The sequence below is a fragment of the Phenylobacterium sp. genome (assembly GCF_030651185.1).
GTDB lineage: Bacteria > Pseudomonadota > Alphaproteobacteria > Caulobacterales > Caulobacteraceae > Phenylobacterium.
In genome coordinates this window covers 1-22,993 of sequence record NZ_JAUSCJ010000021.1, presented here as the reverse complement: position 1 = coordinate 22,993, position 22,993 = coordinate 1, and the positions used below count along the sequence as shown (strand labels likewise).

The 22,993-nt window shown below is 68.3% G+C and carries 18 protein-coding genes and 1 tRNA gene; 6 read left to right on the top strand and 13 right to left on the bottom strand.

Annotation, left to right across the window (positions count from 1 at the left end; genetic code table 11):
• Positions 1–53 precede the first annotated feature (53 nt).
• Positions 54–503, bottom strand: a complete 450-nt coding sequence (locus tag Q7J39_RS08735; RefSeq protein ID WP_304822993.1) for a hypothetical protein — start codon at positions 501–503, stop codon at positions 54–56.
• 143 nt (positions 504–646) lie between these two features.
• Here Q7J39_RS08735 and Q7J39_RS08730 point away from each other — a divergent pair, with 143 nt between their 5' ends.
• The gene (locus Q7J39_RS08730) at positions 647–1,741 is read left to right on the top strand and encodes a PA0069 family radical SAM protein (RefSeq protein WP_304822990.1); all 1,095 of its coding nucleotides are present in this window, start codon (positions 647–649) and stop codon (positions 1,739–1,741) included.
• 115 nt (positions 1,742–1,856) lie between these two features.
• The gene (locus Q7J39_RS08725) at positions 1,857–3,704 is read left to right on the top strand and encodes an ATP-binding protein (protein ID WP_304822988.1); all 1,848 of its coding nucleotides are present in this window, start codon (positions 1,857–1,859) and stop codon (positions 3,702–3,704) included.
• Here the strand turns inward: Q7J39_RS08725 and Q7J39_RS08720 are convergent.
• Complete coding sequence (locus tag Q7J39_RS08720; protein WP_304822985.1) at positions 3,701–4,981, bottom strand: class I SAM-dependent RNA methyltransferase; 1,281 nt, start codon at positions 4,979–4,981, stop codon at positions 3,701–3,703. The two genes, Q7J39_RS08725 and Q7J39_RS08720, sit on opposite strands and share 4 nt — an antisense overlap.
• 169 nt (positions 4,982–5,150) lie before the next feature.
• Between Q7J39_RS08720 and Q7J39_RS08715 the strand changes: the two genes are divergently transcribed.
• A complete protein-coding gene (locus Q7J39_RS08715; RefSeq protein ID WP_304822982.1) occupies positions 5,151–5,579 on the top strand; it encodes a glycine zipper 2TM domain-containing protein in 429 nt (142 codons plus the stop codon).
• Between the two features lie 45 nt (positions 5,580–5,624).
• Positions 5,625–6,263, top strand: a complete 639-nt coding sequence (locus Q7J39_RS08710; RefSeq protein WP_304822979.1) for a glycine zipper 2TM domain-containing protein — start codon at positions 5,625–5,627, stop codon at positions 6,261–6,263.
• 32 nt (positions 6,264–6,295) lie between these two features.
• On the opposite strand, the gene Q7J39_RS08705 is transcribed toward Q7J39_RS08710, so the two are convergent.
• The 6 genes from Q7J39_RS08705 to Q7J39_RS08680 all read right to left on the bottom strand — a co-directional run bounded on the left by Q7J39_RS08705 (position 6,296) and on the right by Q7J39_RS08680 (position 14,890).
• Positions 6,296–7,033, bottom strand: coding sequence for a TlyA family RNA methyltransferase (locus tag Q7J39_RS08705; RefSeq protein WP_304822976.1), 738 nt, complete (start codon positions 7,031–7,033; stop codon positions 6,296–6,298).
• 303 nt (positions 7,034–7,336) lie between these two features.
• Complete coding sequence (locus tag Q7J39_RS08700) at positions 7,337–9,097, bottom strand: class I adenylate-forming enzyme family protein (RefSeq protein ID WP_304822972.1); 1,761 nt, start codon at positions 9,095–9,097, stop codon at positions 7,337–7,339.
• Positions 9,098–9,205: 108 nt separating this feature from the next.
• A complete protein-coding gene (locus Q7J39_RS08695) occupies positions 9,206–11,869 on the bottom strand; it encodes a valine--tRNA ligase (protein ID WP_304822968.1) in 2,664 nt (887 codons plus the stop codon).
• Between the two features lie 133 nt (positions 11,870–12,002).
• Positions 12,003–12,545 (bottom strand): DUF2497 domain-containing protein, encoded by a 543-nt coding sequence (locus Q7J39_RS08690; RefSeq protein ID WP_304822965.1) that lies wholly within the window; start codon positions 12,543–12,545, stop codon positions 12,003–12,005.
• A gap of 143 nt (positions 12,546–12,688) precedes the next feature.
• Entirely contained in the window at positions 12,689–14,200 is a 1,512-nt protein-coding gene (locus tag Q7J39_RS08685) for a TolC family outer membrane protein (protein WP_304822962.1), read from the bottom strand.
• Positions 14,201–14,320: 120 nt separating this feature from the next.
• Positions 14,321–14,890 (bottom strand): protein-L-isoaspartate O-methyltransferase, encoded by a 570-nt coding sequence (locus Q7J39_RS08680; protein WP_370690023.1) that lies wholly within the window; start codon positions 14,888–14,890, stop codon positions 14,321–14,323.
• Between the two features lie 152 nt (positions 14,891–15,042).
• Here Q7J39_RS08680 and Q7J39_RS08675 point away from each other — a divergent pair.
• Positions 15,043–15,116 (top strand) — tRNA-Cys (locus Q7J39_RS08675).
• Between the two features lie 22 nt (positions 15,117–15,138).
• Here the strand turns inward: Q7J39_RS08675 and Q7J39_RS08670 are convergent.
• The 5 genes from Q7J39_RS08670 to Q7J39_RS08650 all read right to left on the bottom strand — a co-directional run bounded on the left by Q7J39_RS08670 (position 15,139) and on the right by Q7J39_RS08650 (position 21,546).
• A complete protein-coding gene (locus tag Q7J39_RS08670) occupies positions 15,139–15,522 on the bottom strand; it encodes a cytochrome c (RefSeq protein ID WP_304822959.1) in 384 nt (127 codons plus the stop codon).
• 15 nt (positions 15,523–15,537) lie between these two features.
• Positions 15,538–17,136 (bottom strand): flavin monoamine oxidase family protein, encoded by a 1,599-nt coding sequence (locus Q7J39_RS08665; RefSeq protein ID WP_304822954.1) that lies wholly within the window; start codon positions 17,134–17,136, stop codon positions 15,538–15,540.
• A 179-nt stretch (positions 17,137–17,315) separates the two neighbouring features.
• Entirely contained in the window at positions 17,316–18,146 is an 831-nt protein-coding gene (locus Q7J39_RS08660; RefSeq protein ID WP_304822952.1) for an enoyl-CoA hydratase/isomerase family protein, read from the bottom strand.
• A gap of 105 nt (positions 18,147–18,251) precedes the next feature.
• Entirely contained in the window at positions 18,252–20,708 is a 2,457-nt protein-coding gene (locus Q7J39_RS08655; protein WP_304822949.1) for a hypothetical protein, read from the bottom strand.
• Positions 20,709–20,880: 172 nt separating this feature from the next.
• The gene (locus tag Q7J39_RS08650) at positions 20,881–21,546 is read right to left on the bottom strand and encodes a dihydrofolate reductase family protein (RefSeq protein WP_304822947.1); all 666 of its coding nucleotides are present in this window, start codon (positions 21,544–21,546) and stop codon (positions 20,881–20,883) included.
• A gap of 175 nt (positions 21,547–21,721) precedes the next feature.
• Between Q7J39_RS08650 and Q7J39_RS08645 the strand changes: the two genes are divergently transcribed.
• A complete protein-coding gene (locus Q7J39_RS08645; RefSeq protein WP_304822945.1) occupies positions 21,722–22,927 on the top strand; it encodes a saccharopine dehydrogenase family protein in 1,206 nt (401 codons plus the stop codon).
• Positions 22,928–22,993 lie beyond the last annotated feature (66 nt).

Below are 22,993 nucleotides of genomic sequence, written 5' to 3'. Positions count from 1 at the left end.
CCGGCCTCGGCCCGGGGCAGGATCGGCAGGCTCATCACGGGCTCCTTGGGCGTTTATTTCAGACTTGGCAGCCGCCCGAATTGGCGGCGCAGACGCGCGAAGTCGGCGTCGGGGGGCAGGTTGCCCAACTCGCTCTTGCGGATCAACAGGCCCCAGGGCCCTGGCTTGAGGCGGTCCATCAGCGAGCCGCCCTGGGCCTCGCCCTTCAGGCCGGCCGAGCGCCCCTGCTTGACGCCGCGCGCCACCCGGTCGGCCCAGTCGTGGGTCAGGCGAATGTCGGGCGGCAGCAGCAGGATCCAGTCCTGTCTGGCCCGCTTCATGGCCGAGGCGATGCCGTCGGTGACCACCTCCACTCCGGCGTCGTCGCAGATCATCAGGGTGGGATCGGTGGACCCCTCGTCGGCCGCCATCACCTCGCGCACCAGCCCGTCCACCGCCGCCGGCACCAGCACCGGCAGCAGGTCCTGCAACTGGGCGGAGGAATTGAAGGTAGGGATGATCACGCTGAGCATGGCCTCACAAACGTTGCGTCGGGCGCGGCGGTCAAGGCGCCCTCCCCGCTCAGCCACCCCGGCGGGCAATTGGGCGCGTCCGGCTCACGCCGAATAGTTCTTGTTTTGTTCCAGTTCCTACGCTTGAATGCGGCATGGCCAGCTTCACCCAGCAAGTCCACCCAGCCCCTCGGGGCCGCGGCGCGCGGACCAACGCCTCGGGCCGCTACGAAGCCCAGGCCCGCGAGGCCTTCGACGACGGTTGGACCCCGGACGACCTCGAAGCGGTGAAACTGAAAACCACCCTGACCGCCGAAAAAGCCCGGGTGATCATCTCCAAGAACACCAGTCCCGACGTCGGCTTCAGCCGGTCGATCAATCCCTATCGGGGCTGCGAGCACGGCTGCATCTACTGCTACGCGCGGCCGGCCCACGCCTATATGGGCCTCTCGCCGGGGCTGGATTTCGAGAGCAAGCTGTTCTTCAAGCCAGAGGCGGCCAGCCTGCTGGAGGCCGAGCTTTCCAAGCCACGCTATCAGCCGATCGCCATCCACATCGGCGGCAACACCGATCCCTACCAGCCGCAAGAGCGAACCCTGCGCATCACGCGCTCGATCATCGAGGTGATGGCCCGTTTCCAGCACCCCTTCTCGATCATCACCAAGTCGGCCCTGATCCTGCGGGATCTCGATCTGCTGGCGCCGTTGGCCGACGCCAACCTGGTGCGGGTGGCGATCTCGGTCACCACCCTGGACCGCAAGCTGGCCCGCAGCATGGAGCCCCGCGCGGCCACGCCGGAGAAACGCATCGCCGCCATCAAGGGCCTGGCCGAGGCCGGCGTGCCGGTGATCGTCATGTTCGCCCCGGCCATCCCTGGCCTCAACGACCACGAGATGGAGGCGGTGCTGGAGCGCGCGGGCCAAGCGGGCGCGAAGGGAGCGGGCTATGTCGCCCTGCGCCTGCCCCTGGAGATCAAGGACCTGTTCCGCGAATGGCTGGCCACCGATCATCCGGACCGCGCCGGCCGGGTGATGTCCCTGGTGCGCCAGATGCGGGGCGGCAAGGACTACGACGCCGACTGGGGCACGCGGATGAAGGGCCAGGGGCCGCTGGCCGACCTGATGGCCGTGCGCTTCCAGGCCGCCCGCAGGCGCTATGGCCTGGACGCCTCCTTCGACGGCCTGGACCTGGAAAAGTTCCGGGTTCCGGTCCGGGCCGGGGACCAGCGGGACCTGTTCGCAGGCGGCTAGGTCAGGCGGCGAGGCCTTGAGCGACTGCGGCCCCGAGAAAAAAGCCGCCGAATTTTCAGTCAGTTAATCGAATTGTTCTTAGATGGCCCAGACGAAGAGGGGCATGTGACCGGTCATGGACGGCCAGACCAACACGGCAACGACGAATTCCTCGGCCAATGCGAACGCCTACCAGCTGACGCTGGCGGGCCTGGCCATGCCGATCAAGAGCCACTTCGTCTTCAACGCCATCGCCCTGGCGGCGGTCCTGGTCCTGGGCCATCCCGTCGTCGCCGGCCTCGCCTTCCTGGCCAGTTGCGTCGTCGACACCCTCTATCAGCGCGCCATCGCACGCTTGCTGGCCCGGAGCGCGCGGACCGAGGTCGCGCGCGGCTTCCGCCAGCTCGCCCCGTTATGCGCGGCGCGCGTCTCCACCTACCTCGCCGCCCCCACCATCCTGGCCATCTGGGGCGGATCGAAGGAGTTGGCCTATCTCGCCATCACGCTCGCCTCCATAGTGGCGGTCGCTTGCGCCAGCGGGTCGTTGTCGCGCAGCATCTTCTGGTCCTTCGCCGGTCCCGCGGTCCTGGCCCTGACCGCGGTGCTGCTGGCGACCTTCCCCCCCGCGGCCTTCGCCGGCCTGATGATCTCCATGGCCTGCCTGATCGTGCTGCTGTTCATGATCTCGGACGGCACCACCCGGGCGGTGACCAGCTGGCAGGAGGCGTACGCTTCGAACCTCGCGATGATCCCGGAACTGGAGGCCGCCCGCGACCACGCCATGGCCGAGACCCGGGCGGCCGACGAGGCCCGCGAGGTGGCCCGCCAGGCCAATCGCGCCAAGTCGAACTTCCTGGCCACCATGAGCCACGAGATCCGAACCCCCATGAACGGCGTGCTGGGCATGGCCCAACTGCTGCGGCGCGAGGAGACCGATCCCGTCCAGGCCGGCCGGCTGGAGACCCTCATTGAGAGCGGCGAACACCTACTGTCGATCCTCAACGACATCCTCGACATGTCGAAGGTCAACGCCGGGCGGCTGGACATCACCCCGGCCCCCGAGAACCTCCCCCTGTTCCTGGACCGGGCGGTGGCCTTCTGGCGTGCGCGGGCCGATGAGAAGGGCGTGGACCTGCGGCTGCAGGCCGAGGGGGACCTGCCCAGCCATGTCTGGATGGACGCTATCCGGGTGCGGCAGGTGCTGTTCAATCTGATCGGCAACGCCTTGAAGTTCACCGATGAGGGCGCCGTGACCGTCAGGGCGGCCGCCCATCCCGTCAGCGAGACCGCGGCCCGTCTCCACATCTCGGTCATCGACACGGGCCCCGGCATCCCGGAGGAACACCTGCCCTTCCTCTTCGAGCGGTTCTCCCAGGTGGACGAATCTGAGGAGCGTCGGTTCGGCGGCACGGGCCTGGGCCTGGCCATCGCCAGCCAACTCACCGAGCTGATGGGCGGCCGGGTCTGGGTCGAGAGCCAACTCGGCCGGGGCTCGACCTTCCATGTCGAGACGATCTTCGACCTCGCCCAGGCGCCGACCACGACTGCGGCCGAGGACGGGGCGGAGGACCCGCAGGCAGCCGAGCTCGACGTTCTGATCGTCGACGACAACCCGGTCAACCTACTGGTGTTGCAGCAGATTCTCTGCGCCTTCGGGCACCGGGTGGAAAAGGCGGCCAACGGCCAAGACGCCCTGGACCTGCTTGCCACCCGGCCCTTCGACCTAGCCCTGATGGACATCCAGATGCCCGGTATGACCGGCACGGAGGCCCTGCACCGCGTGCGCGCCGGCCCCGGCCCGAATCAGGCGATCCCCATCATCGCGCTCACCGCGGACGTCACGTCGGGCGGGCGGGCGCACTATCTCGAACTCGGCTTCACCGAGCACACCGCCAAGCCGATCCAGATCCCCGCCCTGATGTCGGCCATCTCCCGGGCCATGGCCGACGCCCCGGGCGACCGGGCGAGCGCCCTGGCCGTCTAGCGGGAAAAGACGCCCACCAGCTCCACGTGCGGCGACCACAGGAACTGATCGACCGGAAACACCCGGTCGAGGCTGAAACCGGCGTCGATCAACACCCGCGCGTCGCGGGCGAAGGTGGCTGGATTGCAGGACACCCCGATCACCTTTGACACCTTGGAGCCCGCGACCTCGGCGGTCTGTTCCAAGGCCCCGGCCCGCGGGGGGTCGAACAGCACGGTGTCGGTCTTCCTGAGCTCAACGGCCAGGACCGGACGCCGCGCCAGGTCGCGGGTCTCGGCGGTGATCCCCTTGAGGCCGGGCGCCGTGGCGATGGCCGAGGTCAGGGCCCGGATGGCGGGCGCATGGCCGTCGGCGGCGTAGACCGGCGCGATCTGGGCCAGGCGGAAAGTGAAGGTCCCCACGCCGCAATAGAGATCGGCGATCCGTTCGGCGCCGGCGGCCTGCTCCACCGCAAAGGCGGCCATGGCGGCCTCAGCGGACGGCACCGCCTGGAGGAAGGCCCCAGCCGGCAGGGCGACAACCGCCGGCCCCACGCTGACCATGGGCTGGCGCGCGCCATACTGCACCTCGCCGTCCATGGTCACCCGGGCGAAGCCGACCTCCGAGGCGATCTCGCCCAGCTGCATGCGGGCGTCGGCGCTGAGGCCGCCGCTCTTGCGCTCGACCCCGGTGATCTCGATGTCGAGGCCCTCGGCGGTCAGGGTCACGTGCAGGGTCGGCGCGGACTTGGGATGCTTCAACAGCGGCGCGGCCAGGCGGCGCAGGGCCGGCAGGGCGGCCTGCAACTTCGGATCGGCGATCGGGCAGACGCTGATGTCGATGACGTCCCAGGACTTGCGCGTCTTGTAGCCCAGGCGGGCCTCGCCGCGCTTTCCGGGCCGGGCGTGCAGCGCCAGGCGGCGGCGGGAAGCTGGCGGCGCGGCGAAGGGCGCGAGAATTTCGGTCTCGATGTGCTGCAGACCAAGCGTCTTGCGCAGCCGCTCCACCTTCCAGGCCAGGTAGGCGGTATGATCCCAGTGCTGCAGGGCGCAGCCCCCGCAGACGCCGAAGTGCGGACAGGGCGGCTCGACGCGCTCGGCGCTGGCTGTCAACACCGCGTCCAGGTCCCGACGCTCGCCGCCCCCGGTCGCGCGCACCGTCTCGCCCGGCAGGGTGAAGGGCACATAGATGGGGCCGGCGGCGACGCCGTCGCCCTCGCCGCCGATGGATTCGATGACCACCTCGACAGGCGGACCCGACGGCTTGGGGGGCTCGGGACGGCGGTTGGAACTTCGCATGACAGGGATCATTTACGGTCTAAGGGCGGGTGATAGCTTCACCGTTCGCACCTGGGAGTCGGGAAAAAAGCTTTCTGGCTCTGTTCAAGACCCGTTCAGGTTCGATCCGTCAAACCTCATCTCCGAAAGCGGGGCCTTGGCGCCGCCGGAGCCTGCGAAGGAAAAGACCATGAAGCGTACGTTCGCCATCACCGCCGCCGCCGCCGTTCTCGCGACCAGCCTGGCGATTCCGCAGTTCGCCGCGGCCCAATCCACCCGCTCCTACGGCTCGGGCGACATCTGCCGCGAGGCCCGCCGCGAGTCCGGCCACAAGGGTGCCATCGTCGGCGGCGTCCTGGGCGCGGTGCTCGGCTCGCAGGTCGCGGGCAAGGGCGCCAAGACCGAGGGCGCAGTGCTCGGCGGCGTGGTCGGCGCGGCCGCCGGCAACCAGGTCGGCCGCAATCGCATCAACTGCAAGGGCTATCCCAGCCGCGTCGCCCAATCCAACTACAGCCGCAAGAACTGCCAGTGGGTCAGCGAGTACTACGGCGGTCGCGACCACAGTTTCGAGATCTGCCGCGGCAAGGATGGCGTGTGGCGGCCTAGCGGTCGCTCGTAAGAGCGCCTGATTTTTTCACCCAAATTCCCGAGGGGGAGAGTTCCCATGACCAAGATGTTCGCCAAGTCCGCCCTGGCCGGCGCCGCCGGTATCATGGCGCTCAGCGCCGCCGCCGCGATGCCGAGCTTCGCCTCGGCCCAGTCCGGCTATTACGGCCAGAGCTATGACAGCGGCTATTACGACCCCTGCCGCCGCTCCTCCTCGAACCGCAGCACGACGGGGGGCCTGATCGGCGCCCTGGCCGGCGCCGCCATCGGCTCCAACGTCGCGGCCCGCAATGCGCGGACCGAGGGCGCGGTGCTGGGCGGCCTCGTGGGCGCGGTGGCCGGTTCGAAGATCGGCAAGGACTCGGCGGCCTGCGCACCTAGCCGCCAGAGCGGCTATTATGGCAGCGGCAGCCAGTATGGCTCGAACGGCTATTACGGCGGGTCCAACGGCTACTACGGCAGCGCCTACGACAACGGCTACGCCGGCCGCACCTACGACTACGACCGGTCGAGCGCCTACAACGACCAGGCCTATGACCGCCGCGGGAACAGCTACAGTGTCTCGACCCAGGGCGGCGTCGGCGCCGATGGCTGCACCCTGGCCGAAAGCCCGATCTACCTGCCCGACGGCCAGGTCCAGAAGCGCTTCGTGCGCGTCTGCCAGGACAGCCGGGGCCGTTATCAGGTCGTCGACTAGGACCTGAGGTTCAGATCGAAGACGCCGCCCGGTTACGCCGGGCGGCTTTTTCGTGCGTGCAGCAGATATTCGGAATTGCCGTCGCCGCCCCGGATCGGGCTGTCGGCGGTATCCACCACCGCCCAGCCCGAAGCGGTCAGGAAGCTGGCGACATCGGTGAGCGCCCGGGCGCGGGCCTCGCCGTCGCGGACCAGACCGCCCTTCCCCACATGGTCCGGGCCCACCTCGAACTGCGGCTTTACGAGCGCGACGAGGTCGGCCTCTGGCGCAGCCAAGGCCAGGGCCGCGGGCAGAACCTTGGCCAGGCCGATGAAGCTGGCGTCGCAGACCACGAGTTGCGGTGGCTGGGAGATCAGGTCAGCGGTGAGCGTGCGCGCGTCCACGCCCTCCAGGGTCACGACACGGGGATCGGCGGCGAGCTTGGGGTGAAGTTGCCCACGGCCGACATCGACCGCGTAGACCCGCGCCGCGCCGCGCTCCAGGCAGACCTGCGTGAAGCCGCCGGTGGAGGCGCCGACGTCCAGCACAACCCGGCTCTCGACCGCCACCGGCCAAAGCTCCAGCGCATGGACCAGCTTGAGCGCGCCGCGCCCCACATAGGGGTGGGCCGCCTGCGCCTGCAGGTCGCAAGCCTCGTCCAGCACCTCAGAGGCCTTGGCCACCACGCGGCCATCCGCCGTGACCCCGCCCGCTGCGATGGCCGCCTGGGCCTTGGCGCGGCTCTCGGCGAGGCCGCGGGCCACCAGCAGCAGATCAGCGCGGACCTTCATAGGACCCCTTCTCTCCTTGCGGGGTCGAGAGCGGTCGGATGAGGGGGCGCACAGACCCCTCAGAACAAAAACTTTCGTCATCCCGGACGGCCGCAGGCCGATCCGCGACCACGAAGTGGCGGCGCGAAGCAGCCACCCAGGGGCTCAGCGCACCGCCCCTGGGTCCCGGTTCTCCGCTGCGCTGCGGCCGGGATGACGGTGTGAATTTGCTGGATAGGTCTATCGACCCCTCATCCGAACCTGCTCGGCAGGGCCACCTTCTCCCGCAAGGGGAGAAGGAATCCAATGCCGGGGCGACAAGCATCAGGCGCCTGCCGCATCCTCTTCGAACAGCTTCTTCAGTTCGTTCTTGAGAATCTTGCCGTTGGCGTTGCGCGGCAGGGTCTCGTGCCAGAACTTCACCTTCACCGGCACCTTGAAGGCGGCCAGGTGCTCGGCCACGTGGGCGCGGAGTTCGGCCTCGGTGGCGCTGGCGCCCGGCTTCAGGGTGACCACGGCGCCGGGCTCCTCGCCCAGCGTGCGGTGGACGATGCCGACCACGGCGGCGTCCATCACGGCGGGATGGTCATAGAGGACGTTCTCGACCTCGATGCAGTAGATGTTCTCGCCGCCGCGGATCAGCATGTCCTTGGCCCGGTCGATGATGAAGCAGAAGCCCTCCTCATCCACGCGCGCCAGGTCGCCGGTGCGCACCCAGCCGTCGACGAAGGTCTGGGCGGTGGCCTCCGGCTTGTTCCAGTAGCCCTTCACGATCTGCGGACCATTGGCCCAGAGCTCGCCCACGGTGTTGGGCGGCAGCACCGTCACGCCGTCGGCGGGATCGCGGATCTGCAGCTCGCTCACCGGCACGGCGGGGCCGCAGCTGTCGGGGCGGTTGGCATAGTCCTCGGCGCCGTGGGTGGTGACGGTGGCGCAGGTCTCGGTCATGCCCCAGCCGTTGCCGGCCGCCGACTTGGGGAAGGTTTCCTTGATCTTGCGCACCAGTTCGGGCGCCGAGGGCGCGCCGCCATAGGCCACGCTCTCCAGGGAGGACAGGTCGTACTTTTCGCGCAGGGGATGCTCGATCAGCTGCCAGGCGATGGTGGGCACCCCGCCGGCCGACTGGATCTTCTCCCGCTCGATCAGCTCGAAGGCGCGGATCACGTCCCACTTGTGCATCATCACCAGCTTGGCGCCGCCAATCAGCGAGGGGTTCAGCACGGCGAAGCAGCCGGTGGCGTGGAAGAACGGCACCGAGATCAGCGAGGAGCGCTGGGGCGCGTCGGGATCGGGCGCCGGCGGCGCCTCGCCGCGACGCAGGAAGGCCCGCGCCCCGGAGGCCGCCCCGGCCATGATGTTGGAATTTACCGCCCGATGGGTGGCCAGCGCCCCCTTGGGCTTACCGGTGGTGCCGGAGGTGTAGAAGATGGTGGCGTCGTCGTCGGTGTCGATATCGGCCGGCGGGATCGGCTGGTCGGGCAGCTTGATCCAGTCGTTGGCGGCGCCGATCACGGTCTCCAGCTTGGTCACCTGGGGGTGGGCGATCTCGTCGATCTCGCGGCTGACATAGATGCGCTGCAGGTCAGGGCAGTTGGGCAGGTGCTCAGCCAGGCGGCCGTAGCTGCCGGTGTCCAGGATGGCGAACTTCGAACCGGAATCGGTCAGGCCATATTCCAGCTCGGGCCCGGTCCACCAGGCGTTCAGCGGGGTGACGATGGCCCCCAGGGAGGCGGCGGCATAGAAGGCCACCGGCCATTCCGGCAGGTTGCGCATGATGATGGCGACCCGGTCGCCCTTCTTCAGGCCCTGGGCCTGGAGTTCGACGGCGAACCTGGCGACCGCGCGATAGAAGGCCTCATAGGTGACCCGCTCGTCCTCGTAGACCAGGAACACCTTCTCGCCGTGGGCGCGGCCGGCATCGACCACCGAGCGCAGGGTCGGCGGCAGGTTCTTCCAGGTCCTGGTCTTGATCCCGCGGATGACCACCTCCTCGACCTCCGTGCCCACCCCGGGCGCGGACAGAAGGGCGTTGGTCTGGGCGATGGACATGGCGGGCCAGCCGGCAGGCAGGGCGTCCTGGGTCATATGCGTTTCTCCACGAGGCGCGCGGCTTGAACCTGCCGCGTCATCCTGGGTGAACAAGCATAACCTAGGGCGCGAGGCAAACACCCGTTGGGAGAACGCCGGTTGCGGTCAGACGACCGCTTCCAGCCTCGCCAGAGCGCCTTCCAGCTTGATCTTGGCGGCCTCGGATTCCGCGAGACGTTCGCGGTTTTCCTCCACCACTTCCTCCTTGGCGTTGGCGACGAAGGCCGGATTGCCGAGCTTCTTCATCACGTGGGCGATGTCGCTGGCGTGGGTGGCGATCTCCTTGGCCAGGCGCGCCTTTTCGACCGCCAGGTCGATGAACTCGGCCACCGGCAGGGCGAAGGTGACCCCCTGGACCACGAAGGGGATGGCCCCCTGCGGCGCGGACGACGCGATCTGCACCTCCGAAGCCCGCAGCAACTGGGCCACGATGGGCCCGTTGGCCTCCAGGATCGCGCGCTGGGCGGCCGTGGCCTCCAGCACCAGCAACGGCGGACGCGCCGAGCCCGGCACGTTCAGCTCAGCCCGCACGGAGCGTCCCTCGGTGATGGCGGCGACGATCAGGCCGATCTCGACCTCGGACTTCGGGTCCAGCAGGCTGGCCGGCAATTCCGGCCAGGATGCGGTGATCAGCATGCCCTCGGCGCGCGGCGCGCCCAGGTCGGCGGTCTGGGTCCACAGCTCCTCGGTCAGGAACGGCATGATCGGGTGCAGCAGCTTTAGGATCACGTCCAGGGCCCAGGCGGCGGTGGCCTGGGTTTCGGCCTTGGCGGCGGCGTCCTCGCCCTTCAGCAGGGGCTTGGAGAGCTCCACGTACCAGTCGCAATAGGTGTTCCAGATGAACCGGTAGAGGGCGTTGGCCGCCCCGTCGAAGCCGCAGGCGGCGATCGAGTCGGTGACCACCTGGGCGGTCTTCTGGGTCTCGCCGACGATCCAGCGGTTGAGCGGGTTGCTGACCGCCGCGGGGTCGAAGCCCTCGGCCCGCACGCAGCCGTTGAACTGGCAGAAGTTGGCGGCGTTCCACAGCTTGGTGCCGAAATTCCGATAGCCCTCAATGCGTTGAGTCGAGAGCTTGATGTCCCGGCCCTGCCCCGACATGGCGGTGAGCGTAAAGCGCAGGGGGTCGGCGCCGTACTGGTCCACCAGGTCCAGCGGGTCCATGACATTGCCCTTGGACTTGGACATCTTGGCGCCGGAGGCGTCGCGCACCAGGGCGTTGAAGAACACCCGCTTGAAGGGGACCTGGCCGGTGAAATGGATGCCCATCATCATCATCCGGGCGACCCAGTAGAAGATGATGTCGAAGCCGGTCACCAGGGTGTTGGTGGGATAGAAGCGCGCCAGGTCGGCGGTCTCCTCCGGCCAGCCCAGGGTGGAGAACGGCCAAAGCCCCGAGGAGAACCAGGTGTCCAGAACGTCCTCGTCCTGGCGCAGGGGCTCGTCGTGGCCATAGACTTCGCGGGCGGCGGCCTTGGCCTCTTCCTCCGTCTCCTCGACGAAGATCTTGCCGTCCGGCCCATACCAGGCCGGGATGCGATGGCCCCACCAGAGCTGGCGCGAGATGCACCACGGCTCGATGTTGCGCATCCACTCGAAGTAGGTCTTTTCCCAGGTCTTCGGCTCGAGAAGGGTCCTGCCCTCCTCCACCGCCGCGATGGCGGGACCGGCCAGGGTCTTGGCGTCGACGTACCACTGATCGGTCAGGTAGGGCTCGATGACGACGCCTGAACGATCTCCGTGTGGGACGGCGTGCCGGGTCTTCTCGATCTCCCGCAGCAGGCCCAGGGCCTCGAACTCGGCCACCACCTTCTTGCGGGCGGCGAAGCGGTCCAGGCCCTGATATTCCTTCGGCGCATTCTCGTTGATCCGCGCCTGGGGGTCGAAGATGTTGATCAGCGGCAGGTTGTTGCGCTTGCCGACCTGATAGTCGTTGAAGTCGTGGGCGGGCGTGATCTTCACCGCGCCGGAGCCCTTTTCCGGGTCGGCATAGTCGTCGGCGATGATCGGGATCGGACGGCCCACGATGGGCAGGCGCACGGCGCGGCCGATCAGGTGCTTGTAGCGCTCGTCCTTGCCGTTCACCGCCACGGCGGTGTCCCCCAGCATAGTCTCAGGCCGCGTGGTGGCCACGACGATCTCGCCCGTGCCGTCTTCCAGCGGATAGGCGAAGTGGTAGTAGGCGCCGTCGACCTCGCGCTGCTCGACCTCGATGTCGGAGATCGCGCTCTGGAACTGCGGGTCCCAGTTCACCAGCCGCTTGTCGCGGTAGATCAGCTTCTGCTTGTGCAGGGTCACGAACACCTTGCGGACGGCGGCGCTCAGCCCCTCATCCAGGGTGAACCGCTCGCGGCTCCAGTCACAGGAGGCGCCCAGGCGGCGCAGCTGGTTGGTGATGGTCCCGCCGCTTTCGGCCTTCCACTCCCAGACCTTGGCGATGAAGTCCTCGCGGCCCATGTCCCGGCGGCTCTGATTGCCGGCGGCGGCCAACTGCCGCTCCACCACCATCTGGGTGGCGATGCCGGCGTGGTCGGTGCCGGGCAGCCACAGGGCCGCCTTGCCGCGCATGCGCTCAAAGCGGATCAGCACATCCTGCAGGGTGTTGTTGAGCGCGTGCCCGATGTGCAGCGACCCCGTCACGTTGGGCGGCGGGATCACGATGGAGAACGGCTCGGCGGCCGGGTCAGCGATCGGGGCGAACGCGCCGGAGCTCTCCCACGTCGCATAGAGGCGGGGTTCGGCGGTTTTCGGGTCGAAGGATTTTTCAAGCATGCTGGTTGCGGTGCATATACGCCCGCTCATCCCCGCGAAAGCGGGGACCCAGGTGTTTTATCGAAGAGCACGGCCGCCCGGCCTAAAAAGCCTGGGCCCCCGCTTTCGCGGCGATGAGCGGAAAGGGTTGGCTCTATGCCCGGCCGCCGCGCGCGATGCGCTCGACTTCCGACTGGACGGTGTCCTGGACGATGCGCGGCAGGTTGTCGTCGAGCCACTGCTTGAGCAGCGGACGCAGCAGTTCGCGCACCACGTCTTCCAGGGTGCGGCCGTCGCGCGGCATCAGGATCTGCGAGGACAGGGCGCCGAAGGCGGCGGCGGCGGCGGCGGCGGCGGGGTCACCCACCAGACCCGCGCCCGGGCCGACGTCAGGGGCGTCATCCGCCCACGCGGTCGCCGCGGGCGGCGGCGTGTAGGCAGGCTCGGGCTCCGGCTCGGAGCTGGTGGTGGCGTAGACATCAAGGTCGCCGTGGGTCTCGACCTTCTCGGTCAGCTCCAGGACGCCATCGTCTTCCTCCTCGGGCGGGATGGGGATGTCTTCGGCGACAATCTCTTCTTCCGCCGGCTCTTCGGCGGGAGCGGCCTCGCCGCCCGGCGCGTCATCTTCGGAGATGATGCGGCGGATGGAGGCGAGGATCTCCTCCATTGTCGGTTCTTGAGAGGTCTGGTCAGACATTTTGAGCCGTCGCTGGAGCGAAGAGAGAATCCGTCAACACCAGCCTAGGCGTGACAGCGCGATCCTGCAATTTCCGCTAAGCTGCGCAAGGGCGGATTCGCCCGTCAGGCGAAACGCCGCGCCTGGATCGAAGCGGTCGTCGCCTATTTCGAAGCGGAGGCGGGGGCCGGAGCCGGCTTTTCCACCGGCTTGGGCGTGAACACCGAATCGACGATGGCGATCGGCTCCTCCCACGGCACCCAGCCCCAGGTGATCCGCAACTTTCCGAAGTTCGACTTGGGATCGTAGTGCGGCACGTTGGGGGTCAGGTAACTGGCCTCCAGGTGGCCCATCTGGGCCAGCACGCTGGCGGCGGCGATGTATTCGTCGTGCCGGGCGCTGACCTGAGCCAGCTCGGCGGCGCGCAGTTCCTGCTCGGCGTTCAGCACGTCGATGGTGGTGCGCAGCCCCACCTGCTGCTCCTGGCGCGTGCCTTCGGCGGCGATGCGCGCGGCGCGCACCTGGGTGTCGGAGGAGCCGATATTGGCGCGGGACGCGGTGAGCTGGCTCCAGGCCTGGGTCAGGTTCTGCAGCACCGTCCGGCGCGCGGTCTCGACCCCGATGCGGTCGACATTGTTGCGCTCGATGGTCTGGCGCACGCGGGAATTGGTCAGGCCGCCGCTGAACAGCGGCAGGGTGAAGGTGGCGCCGGCGGTGACGTTCCGGGAATAGAGGTCGCTGTCGAAGGGCTCGGCTCCGCCCGTATAGCCGAGGCGGGCCGTCAGGCCGATGCTCGGCATCCGCTCGGCGCGCGCGCCGGACACGCGGGCCTTGCTGGCCTGCTCGGTGTACTGGGCGGCGCGGATCTGGGCGTTGTCCACCTGGGCGGTGTCGAAGGCCTGATCCACCGTGGCGGGCAACAGAGCCGCAAGCGACGGCTCCGGCGCCAGGTCCCCCGGGCTCTGCCCGACGACGGCGACATAGTTGGCGCGGCTGATGGCCAGTTGGGCCTGGGCTGACTGGAACAGGGACTGGGCCGAGGCCAGGCGCGACTCCGACTGGGCCACGTCGGTGCGGGTGATCTCGCCCACGTCGAAGCGGGCCTTGGATTCTTCGAGCTGGCGCTCCAGCACCCGGACGTTCTCCTCACGGATCCGCACGGCTTCCTGGTCGCGGCGGGCGCCCACATAGGCGGTGATCACCGAGCCCATCACCTGGGCTTCGACCCGGCGCAGGTTCTCGCGTCCGGTCAGGATGTCAGCCTCGGCGGCGGACACCGCGGCGGCCACGCGGCCGCCGGTGTAGAGGGGCTGGTTCAGCGACAGCGCGGCGCTGCCGGAATTGGCTTCCTGGATGCCTGCGCCCCGGGCGTCGGCGACGCCGTCGCCATTGGTGTCGATGGTCAGGCCCCTTGAGGCCGCCGGGGTGCGGATTTCCTGGTAGGTCGCCCCCGCCGTGGCGGTCAGGGAGGGCCGATAGCCGGACCGGGCCTGGACATAGTTCTCGTCCAGGGCGCGCTGGCTGGCCCGCTGGGCCTGCAGGGTCGGGTTGGAGTCGTAGGCAAGCGCGATCGCGTCGGCCAGGGTTTCGGCGGCGGCAGGACCTGCGGTCAGACCGCAGATGAGGCCCGCGCTGCAGACCGCGGCGAGTAAACCTCCGCGACGGCTATTGAACATGCTAATCCCCGAGATCGACGTAAGATATCGGGGCCTATATGGCCGCCGAATTGAGATGACGCCAGAGGGCGCGACCTTAAGCTTTTTTCACACCAAGGTTTCGCGGGTGTTTCAGGACCTTCAGAAGGCGAAGCCATGCTCCGCCTCGAAGCCCGCCAGCAGGGGCGGCGTCGCGTCGAATACGGTGCGGCGGCCGATCTCATCGTCGGCGCGGATATAGAGCGCGGCCTTGCCCACCGGGCCGTCACGCTCCACCACCGCCAGGCGTCCGCCGGGCGCCAGGGCCTTCAGCCAGGCCTCGGGGGCACGGGTCACGGCGCCCTCGACAACGATCAGGTCATAGTTGGCGCCCGGAACGGTCTTCAGGTCGCCCGCCTCCAAGCGCTCGACGACCACCTCCAGGAACTCCAGGATGGCGGCGGCGTAGGGCGCGGCGATGGCCAGGGCCTTCTCGCCGGCCACCGGCTTGGCCATCTGCAGCAGCTTGGCCACGTCGCGGGGCTTCAGCAGCGAGCGGCCGGGCGCGTACTCCACCGGCATGTCGGAATAGGCCAGGTAGCCCTTGCCGGCCGGGACGAAGTCCTCCCGGGGAATGACTCGCATGGCGTCGTGAATGCGGATGTCGGTGACGTCGCTGGGACGCACCTGGCTCTCCACCATGTTGGAACGGGCTTCGGCGAGATCGGCCATGATTCCCCAAACCGGAAACGTCAATTTCCGCGCTTATAGGTCCGCCCTTAACCCGAACGCAATGCGACCCTGCAACAGACGTTGCCCGAGGCGGGTGGTTCTGTTAGCCATCCGCCCTTCCAAACGCCCGGCGTGTTCAAAACGTCGGCGGCGGCCTGATGGCGGAGTGGTTACGCAGCGGACTGCAAATCCGTGCACCCCGGTTCGATTCCGGGTCAGGCCTCCAAACTTTCCCAAGCCTTGAACATCTAGTGCGCCAGGGCCGGCTTGGTCGTCGGCCCCTTGGCGCCGGTTCGCAGGGCGGTGACCTGAGCCGGCTGCACCGGCTTGCCCTTGTTGCCCCAGGTGACGCGGGCATAGGTCAGCACCTTGGCGATCTCCAGATCGTTCAGTTCGCTGGAAAAGGCCGGCATGCCGCCCCGCCCCTTCAGCACCCGGGTGATGGGCTCCTTGGGGTCGCCCTGGGCCAGCTTGCTGCCGGCCAGGGCCGGGAAGGCGCCGGGAATGCCCTTGCCCGTCGGCTGGTGGCAGGCCGCGCAGTTGTCGAGATAGAGTTCCTTGCCGTCGGCGGCGAGCGCCGGGGTGGCGCACAGGCCCAGGGCGACCGCCAGCATGGGGATCGTAAGACGCATCAGTAGGTGCTCCGGTCAGGCCGCTTGGGCGCGTTTGTGCAGCTTGGCGATCTGTTGCCAGGCGCTCTCGATCCCCCCGGCCTGCCAGCCGGTCAGATGGGACAGATGCTCGCCGGCCAGGTAGAGGCGGCCGTCGGGCTCACACAGGATCGGATAGGCGTCCTTGCGGGAGTCGTCACTCCATTCGGCCCAGCCGCCGAGATTGTGCTCGATCCGGTGCCAGGCGGCGCTGAACGAGGTCTCCACGTTGTCGGCGTATTCCGGGAAGGCCAGCTTCCCGCCCTGAGCGGCGAAGTCCTGCCGGGCCCTGGGGCTCAGCGCGCTGATCTTGGCCGCCGAGGCGCCGAAGTTGTAGTAGCCCAGCAAGACGCCCTTCTGGCTCTGGAAGCCCGTGGACGGCAGGGTGATCGTGTTGATCTCCGGGGTGTCGGTGTAGACGTGACCGCCGTAGATCGAGTGCTTCTCTTCCCAGAACCGGGTCTTCATCTGCAGGCCGATCTTGCCCACCAGGGCGTAGGAGACCGCGCCGATCGCGTCCTTGAATTTCGGCGACACGCCCATGTCCATCTGGCGCAGCACTGACAGCGGGATGGTGCAGATGCAGTAGTCGGCCTTCAGGGTCTCGGTCTTGCCGCCGGGTCCCGCGACGGTGACCTCCACGCCCTTGTCGTTCTGGCGGTATTTCTTCACGAGGGTGGAATAGCGGATCAGCTTGCCCACATGGCGTTCGAAGCCCTTGGCGATCTGGTCCATGCCGCCCACCGGCTGGAACATGGTGCGCTGCTGCTCATAGCCGGTCACCGAGCTGAGCACGCGCCAGGCGTTGGAATGCAGCAGGTCGGCCAGGGGATAGGGCATGGAGGCCTTGCCCGGGCCGGGATCGACGCCGGCGCCCGGGTCGATATCGAAGCCGCGACCGTCCGTGCCCTTGTAGGCGAGGTCGGCGTTCAGGTAGCCCTCGTGGGTCAGGTAGGCGAGGAACTTCTCCCGGTCCTCGGCGGTCATCTGCTGGTCCAGCGCGCCTTGCTTGACCTGCTTGGCCAGGATCTCGGCGGCCGAGCCCCGCGTGTCGGCGGCGATCTGACCCTTGCGGATGGCCTTGCCGGCCAGCGGCCCGGTCCCCTTGGCGAAGGCCACGTAGGAGGCGTCGTTGTCGTTGACGAAGACCTCCAGGGGCACGTTGAAAAGCTTGGTGTAATGCAGGGTCGAATGGTGGTGGTACGGGATCCGCCAGGGGCCGTGGTTGATGTAGAGCCCGTCGTCGAAATCGCACTCCTGGGCCTCGCCCCCCAGCTCGGTCAGCTTGAAGCCCTTGCGCGCGGTCTGGCAGCGGCCACCGGCGAAGTCGCGGGCCTCGATGATCGTGACGTCATAGCCGGCCTTGGACAGCTCATAGGCGCTGGTCATGCCGGCGACGCCGGCGCCCAGGACGATGACCTTCTTGCCCTTGCCGCCCGCCCCGAGCTCGGGCGGGGCGGCGTTGGCCGAGGCGATTCCGAAGCCCAAGGCGCTCATGCCGGCCATCAGCAGGGCCGACCCGCCCATGCCGCCGAGGCTCTCGAGGAAGCTGCGGCGCGAGACGCCGGCCCCACTGTTCATCAGGTTCGGATTCATCACTCATTCCCACGCGAAACTTGTCGGCGGGCAAGGGAGCGGCAGGGAGCCGGGGAGACAATCGCCATTCCGCCAATACCCATATGAGCCGAGAAAAAGGGTCCGACCGTGCCTAATGCCTGGGCGGTGGACACGGGTTTCGGGCGCCGGCCGAATAATTGCGCGGCGGATCGCCCCATTCAGCGGCCGTGGAAGTCCGCCGGCCGCTTTTCGAGGAACGAGGTCATCCCCTCGCGGAAGTCCCCTGTCCGGATCAGTTGCAGGAACTGCAGGTAGACGTGATGGACGTGGTCGTTGAACGTCTCGTTCAGGCCCATCCGCATCAACCGCTTGGCCGATTGCACCGCCAGGGGCGCGTTGGCGGCGATCTCGTCGGCCAGTTTGCGCGCTTCGGTCATCAGGTCGGCGTCCGGAACCACATGGGTCGCCAGGCCCATCTCCAGGCTCTCGGCGGCGGTGAGGGTGCGGCCGGTGAAGATCAGCTCGGCGGCCTTGGACCAGCCGATCAGGCGCGGCAGGAACCAGGTGCCGCCCGATTCGGGCACGATGCCGCGCTTGACGAAGGCCGCGGCCAGCTTGGCGCCCTGGGCCATCATGCGGATGTCGCAGCCCAGCGCGGTGTCCAGGCCGTAGCCCGCCGCCGAGCCGTTCAGGGCGCAGATGGTGGGCTTGTTCATGTTGAAGATCACCGTCGGCGGGGCGGTCTTCAGGTCCAGGTCCACGGAGATGGTGCTGACCTGAGACTCCGATCCGATCCCCGAACCGCTGGTGGCGCTGACCAGGTCAAGCCCGGCGCAGAACGCCCTGCCCGTCCCCGTCAGGATGACGCAGCGGACCTCCGGGTCGGCGTCGGCCTGCAGCAGCAGCTTGGACAGCAGCGACAGCATGGGGCCGGAAATGGTGTTCAACCGCTCGGGGCGGTTCAGGGTGATGGTGGCGACGCCGCCGGCGACGTCATAGAGCACTTCGTCCGACTGATCGGCGCGCGCCTGGGCGAGAGTTTCACTCATCCGCCATCCTTCCCAATTGTCAGTTTTATCGTTGGGTCCAGCTAAGGACCGTTGCGGGCCGGATGCAAGCGCTATGGCGGGCGAAACCTCGCCCGCCATAGGTCATCAGAAGAACAGCTTGCGGAAGGTCAGCTTCACCGAGCGGCCCACCGGATCCAGCAGGTCGGGCTGGTAGCTGACCGGCGTGACCCCGGTTCCGTCGCGAACCTGCTGACGGCTGTCGAACAGGTTGTCGATCGACAGGGTCGCGCGCGCGCCGCGCAGCCACCGATAGTCCCGGGCGATGGGCTGGGCGCCGAGGTCGGCGAACAGCCGCAGGTTCACCGTGGTCTGATCGGAGAACTCCAGGTCGTCGGCGGTGGGGCCGCCCTCGACGCGGGTCGCCGCCTGCCAGTTGGCGTTCAGGGACGCCCCCAGGCCGCCCTTGGTGTAGTTGGCCTGCACGTCCACCTGGTGGCGGGGCGAGCCGCCGCCTGCGCCGATGGCCGCGCCGTCCAGCAGGTCCAGCTCCGGCAGGCCGGGCCGGATCAGGATGTCATCGCGGAACGCCACGGTGTGATAGACGCCGAACTGGAAGACCCCGCCGCGCGGGCCACCGCCGCCGAAGCCGCCGAATCCTCCACCGCCGCCGCCGCGACCGCCGCCGCCCCCGCGATAGCCGCCACCGCCGTAACCGCCGCCAGGGCCCTCGGCGCGCTCAGGACGGGTCGCCGGAGCGCCTGGTCCGGTCGCGCCCTCGGCCGCTGGCGGCCGGGCCTCGGCGCGACGTTGGCGCATGGCGGCGATCTGTTCAGGCGTCGGCTGCGGGCCGACATTGCGCGAATAGGTGAAGCCGTAGCGCAGCTCGTCCCGCGCCTGGCGGGCGAAGTTCACGGGCCGGGCGTCGATCTGCACCAGCGCGCCGCTGGCGTCGCGGACGAAGCGGCCCGGGAAGGCCGCCTCCACCTGGGTCGAGGCCGACGGGAAGGCGGCCACCACGTCTTCCGTGCGGCTGGAGACGTAGTTGGCCTGGAAGGTCAGGTTGGTCTCGTCGAAGGGCTTGTAGGTCGCGCCCAGCTTGAGCACCTCCCGCTGGCCGCCGGTCAGGTTGGGCGACCCGCCGGTGACCCGGGTGACGTCCACGGTCTCGCCGCGGCTCAGGTCGAAGACCCGCACGCCGGGGGTCGCCACCACGGGGTCCCCCAGCTGGTTGATGGTGGGCGCCTGATCGGTGCGGTTGACCGACGCCAGCAGGCGCAACGGCTTGACCGGAGTCCAGTTCAGGCCCGCGCCCACCGTTTCAAGGTCGCCATAGTCCGACAGGTGCTGGTAGCCGAGGTTGATGTTGCCCGACAGCTTGCCGAAGGTTTCCCCCACCCCTTCCCCGGCGCGCAGCAGGGGCACGTCGAAGCTGGCCTGCAGCTGGCCGATATTGCGGGTCAGGTCGGTGGCCGTGGTGGCCCCGGCGCGCAGGGCCTCGCTCTCCAGGTTGGTCGTCGAGACCCGGCCCGTCAGGGTCGCCCCGATCTGCCCGGCCGGCAGCTCGAAGAAGGCGCGGTTGAGCACGATGTCGGAGTTGGCCGAGGTGGTCACCGACTTGGTGCGGTCGGTATAGGCGATGGGGCCCAGTGCCCGGTCCGTGAACGACTTGGCCACATTGCGCGAGAGGGCGCCGGTATAGGACCACTGCCAGCCGGCATAGGCGCCGCTCATGGCCCCGGCGAGGCTGGCGTTGTCGGTTGTCGAGCGCCGGGTCAGGGCCTCGGTGGCGAAAGGCGAGAGGCCGAGCTTGGAGTCCGTGTCGGTGGATTCGTAGGTCCCGTTGATCGTGCCCGACACGCCATTGCCCAGGGGGCGGGCGTAGACGGCGTTGAAAACCACATTGGTGGAGTCCGGCTGCAGGGTGCGGAACGGGCTGGCGCCGATCACGTCACGGTCGCTCTCCAGGATCGAGTCCGCCTGGGTGGCCTTGGCGTCCAGGGTCAGGCGCTGGCCGCGCTGGATGCGCAGCACCGCGGCATGCCCCGCCACCGTCGCCCCCGCGTCCCCCTGGGTCGGGACCTGGAGCGAACCCTCCGCCAGGGTGGCGCGGAACCGCTGGCGCAGGACCATGTTCACCACCTTCTGCTCGGCGGGGTACCCGTACTTCAGCGACACCTCCTCGGGCAGGATCTCCACCCGGGCGATGGCCTCGGTGGGCAGGTCGCGGATTTCGGCGAAGCCCGAGGCGCGCGCCCCGTTGATCAGCACCACCGGCCGTCCGCCATTGCCCTGGCCGCTGCCGGTCTGGGGCGCCAGGGCCTCCAGCAGCTCCGAGACGCTGGCCGCGCCATAGGCCCGGATCTCCCGGGCCGAGAGGGTGACCTCCGGGGCGATGTCGCCGGCCACCGAGCCGCGCAGGGTGCGCACCCCGGCCACCACCACCAGCTCCTCGACCTCGGTATCCTCGCCCCCATCGGAATCGACCTGCGCGGCGGCGGTCGGCGCGGGGGTCTGGGCATGGGCCCCGCCGGCGGTCAGGGCGACCGCGGCCGTGCCGGCCAGCAGGTGAAGCAGGAGGCCGGAGGCATGGGAGGAGCTCAAGATGTTTGACCTGTTACAGAGGCGGGGGGAGAGGCTTGGTCCCTCTCTAGGGGACCTATTCACCTGAACGCGCGATGACCGGACGTCCGTCGCTTCCTCATCCCGTCATGTGACTGGACGATGTCGTAGCGGAAACGGCGCAGGTAATACGCTCAACCCCGGCTCGGGCTCCCTAACCTTCGCGCTTCATTCGCGCCTGCCGCGCCACCTCCGCCGCCGACGGCTGCGCCTGCTGGAACGAACCCACCTCGATCGGGCCCGCGCGCTCGTAGATGCTCATCACCACGCCGGTGGTCGCGACCGAGGTCGAGGTCAGCTTCAGCCCGCCCGGATGCGCGCCCTCTCCGAACAGCTTCTTGCCGGACCCCAGCACCACCGGGAAGATCAGCAGCCGGAACTCGTCGATCAGGTCGTGGGCCAGCAGGGTCTGCAACAGCTCGCTGGACCCCTGGGTCAGCAGGACGGGGCCTTCTCCCTCCTTCAGTCGGGCGATCTGCGCCGGGGCGTCGCCGCGCAGGGGCGTCGTGTTCACCCAGGTGAAGTCCTGGTCCGATCGGGTCGCGACGTACTTGGTGCAGGCGTCGAAGGCCACGCGGACGGGATCGTCCTCTTCCGCATGGGGCCAGTGGGCGGCGAAGATCTCATAGGTTTTGCGGCCCAGCAGCAGGTCAAAGGGGGTGGCGAACATCTCGTCCATGAACTGGCCTATGGCCTCGTCCCAGTAGGTCACCGTCCATCCCCCGTGGGTGAAGCCCCCGGTCGGGTCCTCGGAGGGCCCGCCGGGGGCCGGCATGACCCCGTCCAGGCTGATGAAGGCGGCGGCGATAACTTTTCTCATCTGGCGTCTCCGTTAGGCTTTCCACCCCAAGGACGGACGGGTATGGGCCGATCCGACATCCCGCGCGTTGTCCTGTGTGGGTTAGCGGACAGGGCATCCTCGTGATAATCCCCCCGCAACGCCGCCTGTGGGTGGCCATGTTGTAGAAACTTGTTCCGCGTCAGAAGGGGCACAGATGAGTAGGGTGCTTGTTATCGGCGCTGGCGGCGTAGGGTCTGTCGCCGTCCACAAGATGGCCATGAGCCAGGACATCTTCTCGCACATCACGCTGGCCAGCCGCCGGCGCAGCAAGTGCGACGCCATCGCGGCCTCGGTGAAACAGCGCACCGGTGTCACCATCGACACCGCCGAGCTGGACGCCGACGACATCGCGGCCACCACCGCGCTGATCAAGGCGGTGAACCCCGGCCTCGTGGTCAATCTCGCCCTGCCCTACCAGGACCTGGCGATCATGGAGGCCTGTCTAGCGGCCGGGGTGAACTACCTCGACACCGCCAACTACGAGCCCCGCGATGAGGCCAAGTTCGAATACAGCTGGCAGTGGGCCTATCAGGAGCGGTTCAAGGCCGCCGGCCTCATGGCCCTGCTCGGCTGCGGCTTTGATCCCGGCGTGACCTCGGTCTTCACCACCTATGTGAAGAAGCACCTGCTGGACGGGATCGAGACCCTCGACATCCTCGACTGCAACGGCGGCGACCACGGCCATCCCTTCGCCACCAACTTCAATCCCGAAATCAACATCCGGGAAGTGACCGCCCCCTCGCGGCACTGGGAGAACGGGCAGTGGATCGAGGGGCCGGCCCTGGCGCAAAAGCAGGTCTTCGACTTCGATCAGGTCGGCTCCCGAAGTATGTACCTGATGTACCACGAGGAGCTGGAGTCGCTGGCCCGGTTCTATCCGGAGATCAAGCGCATCCGCTTCTGGATGACCTTCGGAGATTCCTATCTCAAGCACCTGGAAGTGCTCACCAATATCGGCATGACCCGCATCGATCCGGTGATGTTCGAGGGCCGCGAGATCATCCCGCTGCAGTTCCTCAAGGCGCTGCTGCCCGAGCCGTCGTCCCTCGGTCCCGTGACGCGTGGCAAGACCAATATCGGGGTCATCGCCACGGGCGCGAAGGCCGGCGCAGCTAAGACAGTCTACGTCCTCAACATCTGCGACCACGAGGAGGCCTATGCCGAGACCGGCAGCCAGGCGGTGAGCTACACCACCGGGGTGCCGGCCATGATCGGCGCGGCCCTCATGCTGACCGGCCAATGGAAGGGCCAAGGCGTATTCAACATGGAGCAGCTGGACCCCGATCCGTTCATGGACATGCTGAACCGGCATGGCCTGCCCTGGCAGGTCAAGGACCTGGCCGCGCCCCTGGCCTTCTGACCTCGATGGAAACCCAGGCCGGCGATCCCGGCGCCTTCGCCCGGTTCGACCTGGCCCGCGTCCCCT

Excerpts from the sequence above, each read along its gene's own strand:
- Q7J39_RS08730 (WP_304822990.1), top strand. The coding sequence starts at position 647 with ATGGCCAGCTTCACCCAGCAAGTCCACCCAGCCCCTCGGGGCCGCGGC.
- Q7J39_RS08725 (WP_304822988.1), top strand. The coding sequence starts at position 1,857 with ATGGACGGCCAGACCAACACGGCAACGACGAATTCCTCGGCCAATGCG.
- Q7J39_RS08720 (WP_304822985.1), bottom strand. The coding sequence starts at position 4,981 with ATGCGAAGTTCCAACCGCCGTCCCGAGCCCCCCAAGCCGTCGGGTCCG.
- Q7J39_RS08715 (WP_304822982.1), top strand. The coding sequence starts at position 5,151 with ATGAAGCGTACGTTCGCCATCACCGCCGCCGCCGCCGTTCTCGCGACC.
- Q7J39_RS08710 (WP_304822979.1), top strand. The coding sequence starts at position 5,625 with ATGACCAAGATGTTCGCCAAGTCCGCCCTGGCCGGCGCCGCCGGTATC.
- Q7J39_RS08705 (WP_304822976.1), bottom strand. The coding sequence starts at position 7,033 with ATGAAGGTCCGCGCTGATCTGCTGCTGGTGGCCCGCGGCCTCGCCGAG.
- Q7J39_RS08700 (WP_304822972.1), bottom strand. The coding sequence starts at position 9,097 with ATGACCCAGGACGCCCTGCCTGCCGGCTGGCCCGCCATGTCCATCGCC.
- Q7J39_RS08695 (WP_304822968.1), bottom strand. The coding sequence starts at position 11,869 with ATGCTTGAAAAATCCTTCGACCCGAAAACCGCCGAACCCCGCCTCTAT.
- Q7J39_RS08690 (WP_304822965.1), bottom strand. The coding sequence starts at position 12,545 with ATGTCTGACCAGACCTCTCAAGAACCGACAATGGAGGAGATCCTCGCC.
- Q7J39_RS08685 (WP_304822962.1), bottom strand. The coding sequence starts at position 14,200 with ATGTTCAATAGCCGTCGCGGAGGTTTACTCGCCGCGGTCTGCAGCGCG.
- Q7J39_RS08680 (WP_370690023.1), bottom strand. The coding sequence starts at position 14,890 with ATGGCCGATCTCGCCGAAGCCCGTTCCAACATGGTGGAGAGCCAGGTG.
- Q7J39_RS08670 (WP_304822959.1), bottom strand. The coding sequence starts at position 15,522 with ATGCGTCTTACGATCCCCATGCTGGCGGTCGCCCTGGGCCTGTGCGCC.
- Q7J39_RS08665 (WP_304822954.1), bottom strand. The coding sequence starts at position 17,136 with ATGAATCCGAACCTGATGAACAGTGGGGCCGGCGTCTCGCGCCGCAGC.
- Q7J39_RS08660 (WP_304822952.1), bottom strand. The coding sequence starts at position 18,146 with ATGAGTGAAACTCTCGCCCAGGCGCGCGCCGATCAGTCGGACGAAGTG.
- Q7J39_RS08650 (WP_304822947.1), bottom strand. The coding sequence starts at position 21,546 with ATGAGAAAAGTTATCGCCGCCGCCTTCATCAGCCTGGACGGGGTCATG.
- Q7J39_RS08645 (WP_304822945.1), top strand. The coding sequence starts at position 21,722 with ATGAGTAGGGTGCTTGTTATCGGCGCTGGCGGCGTAGGGTCTGTCGCC.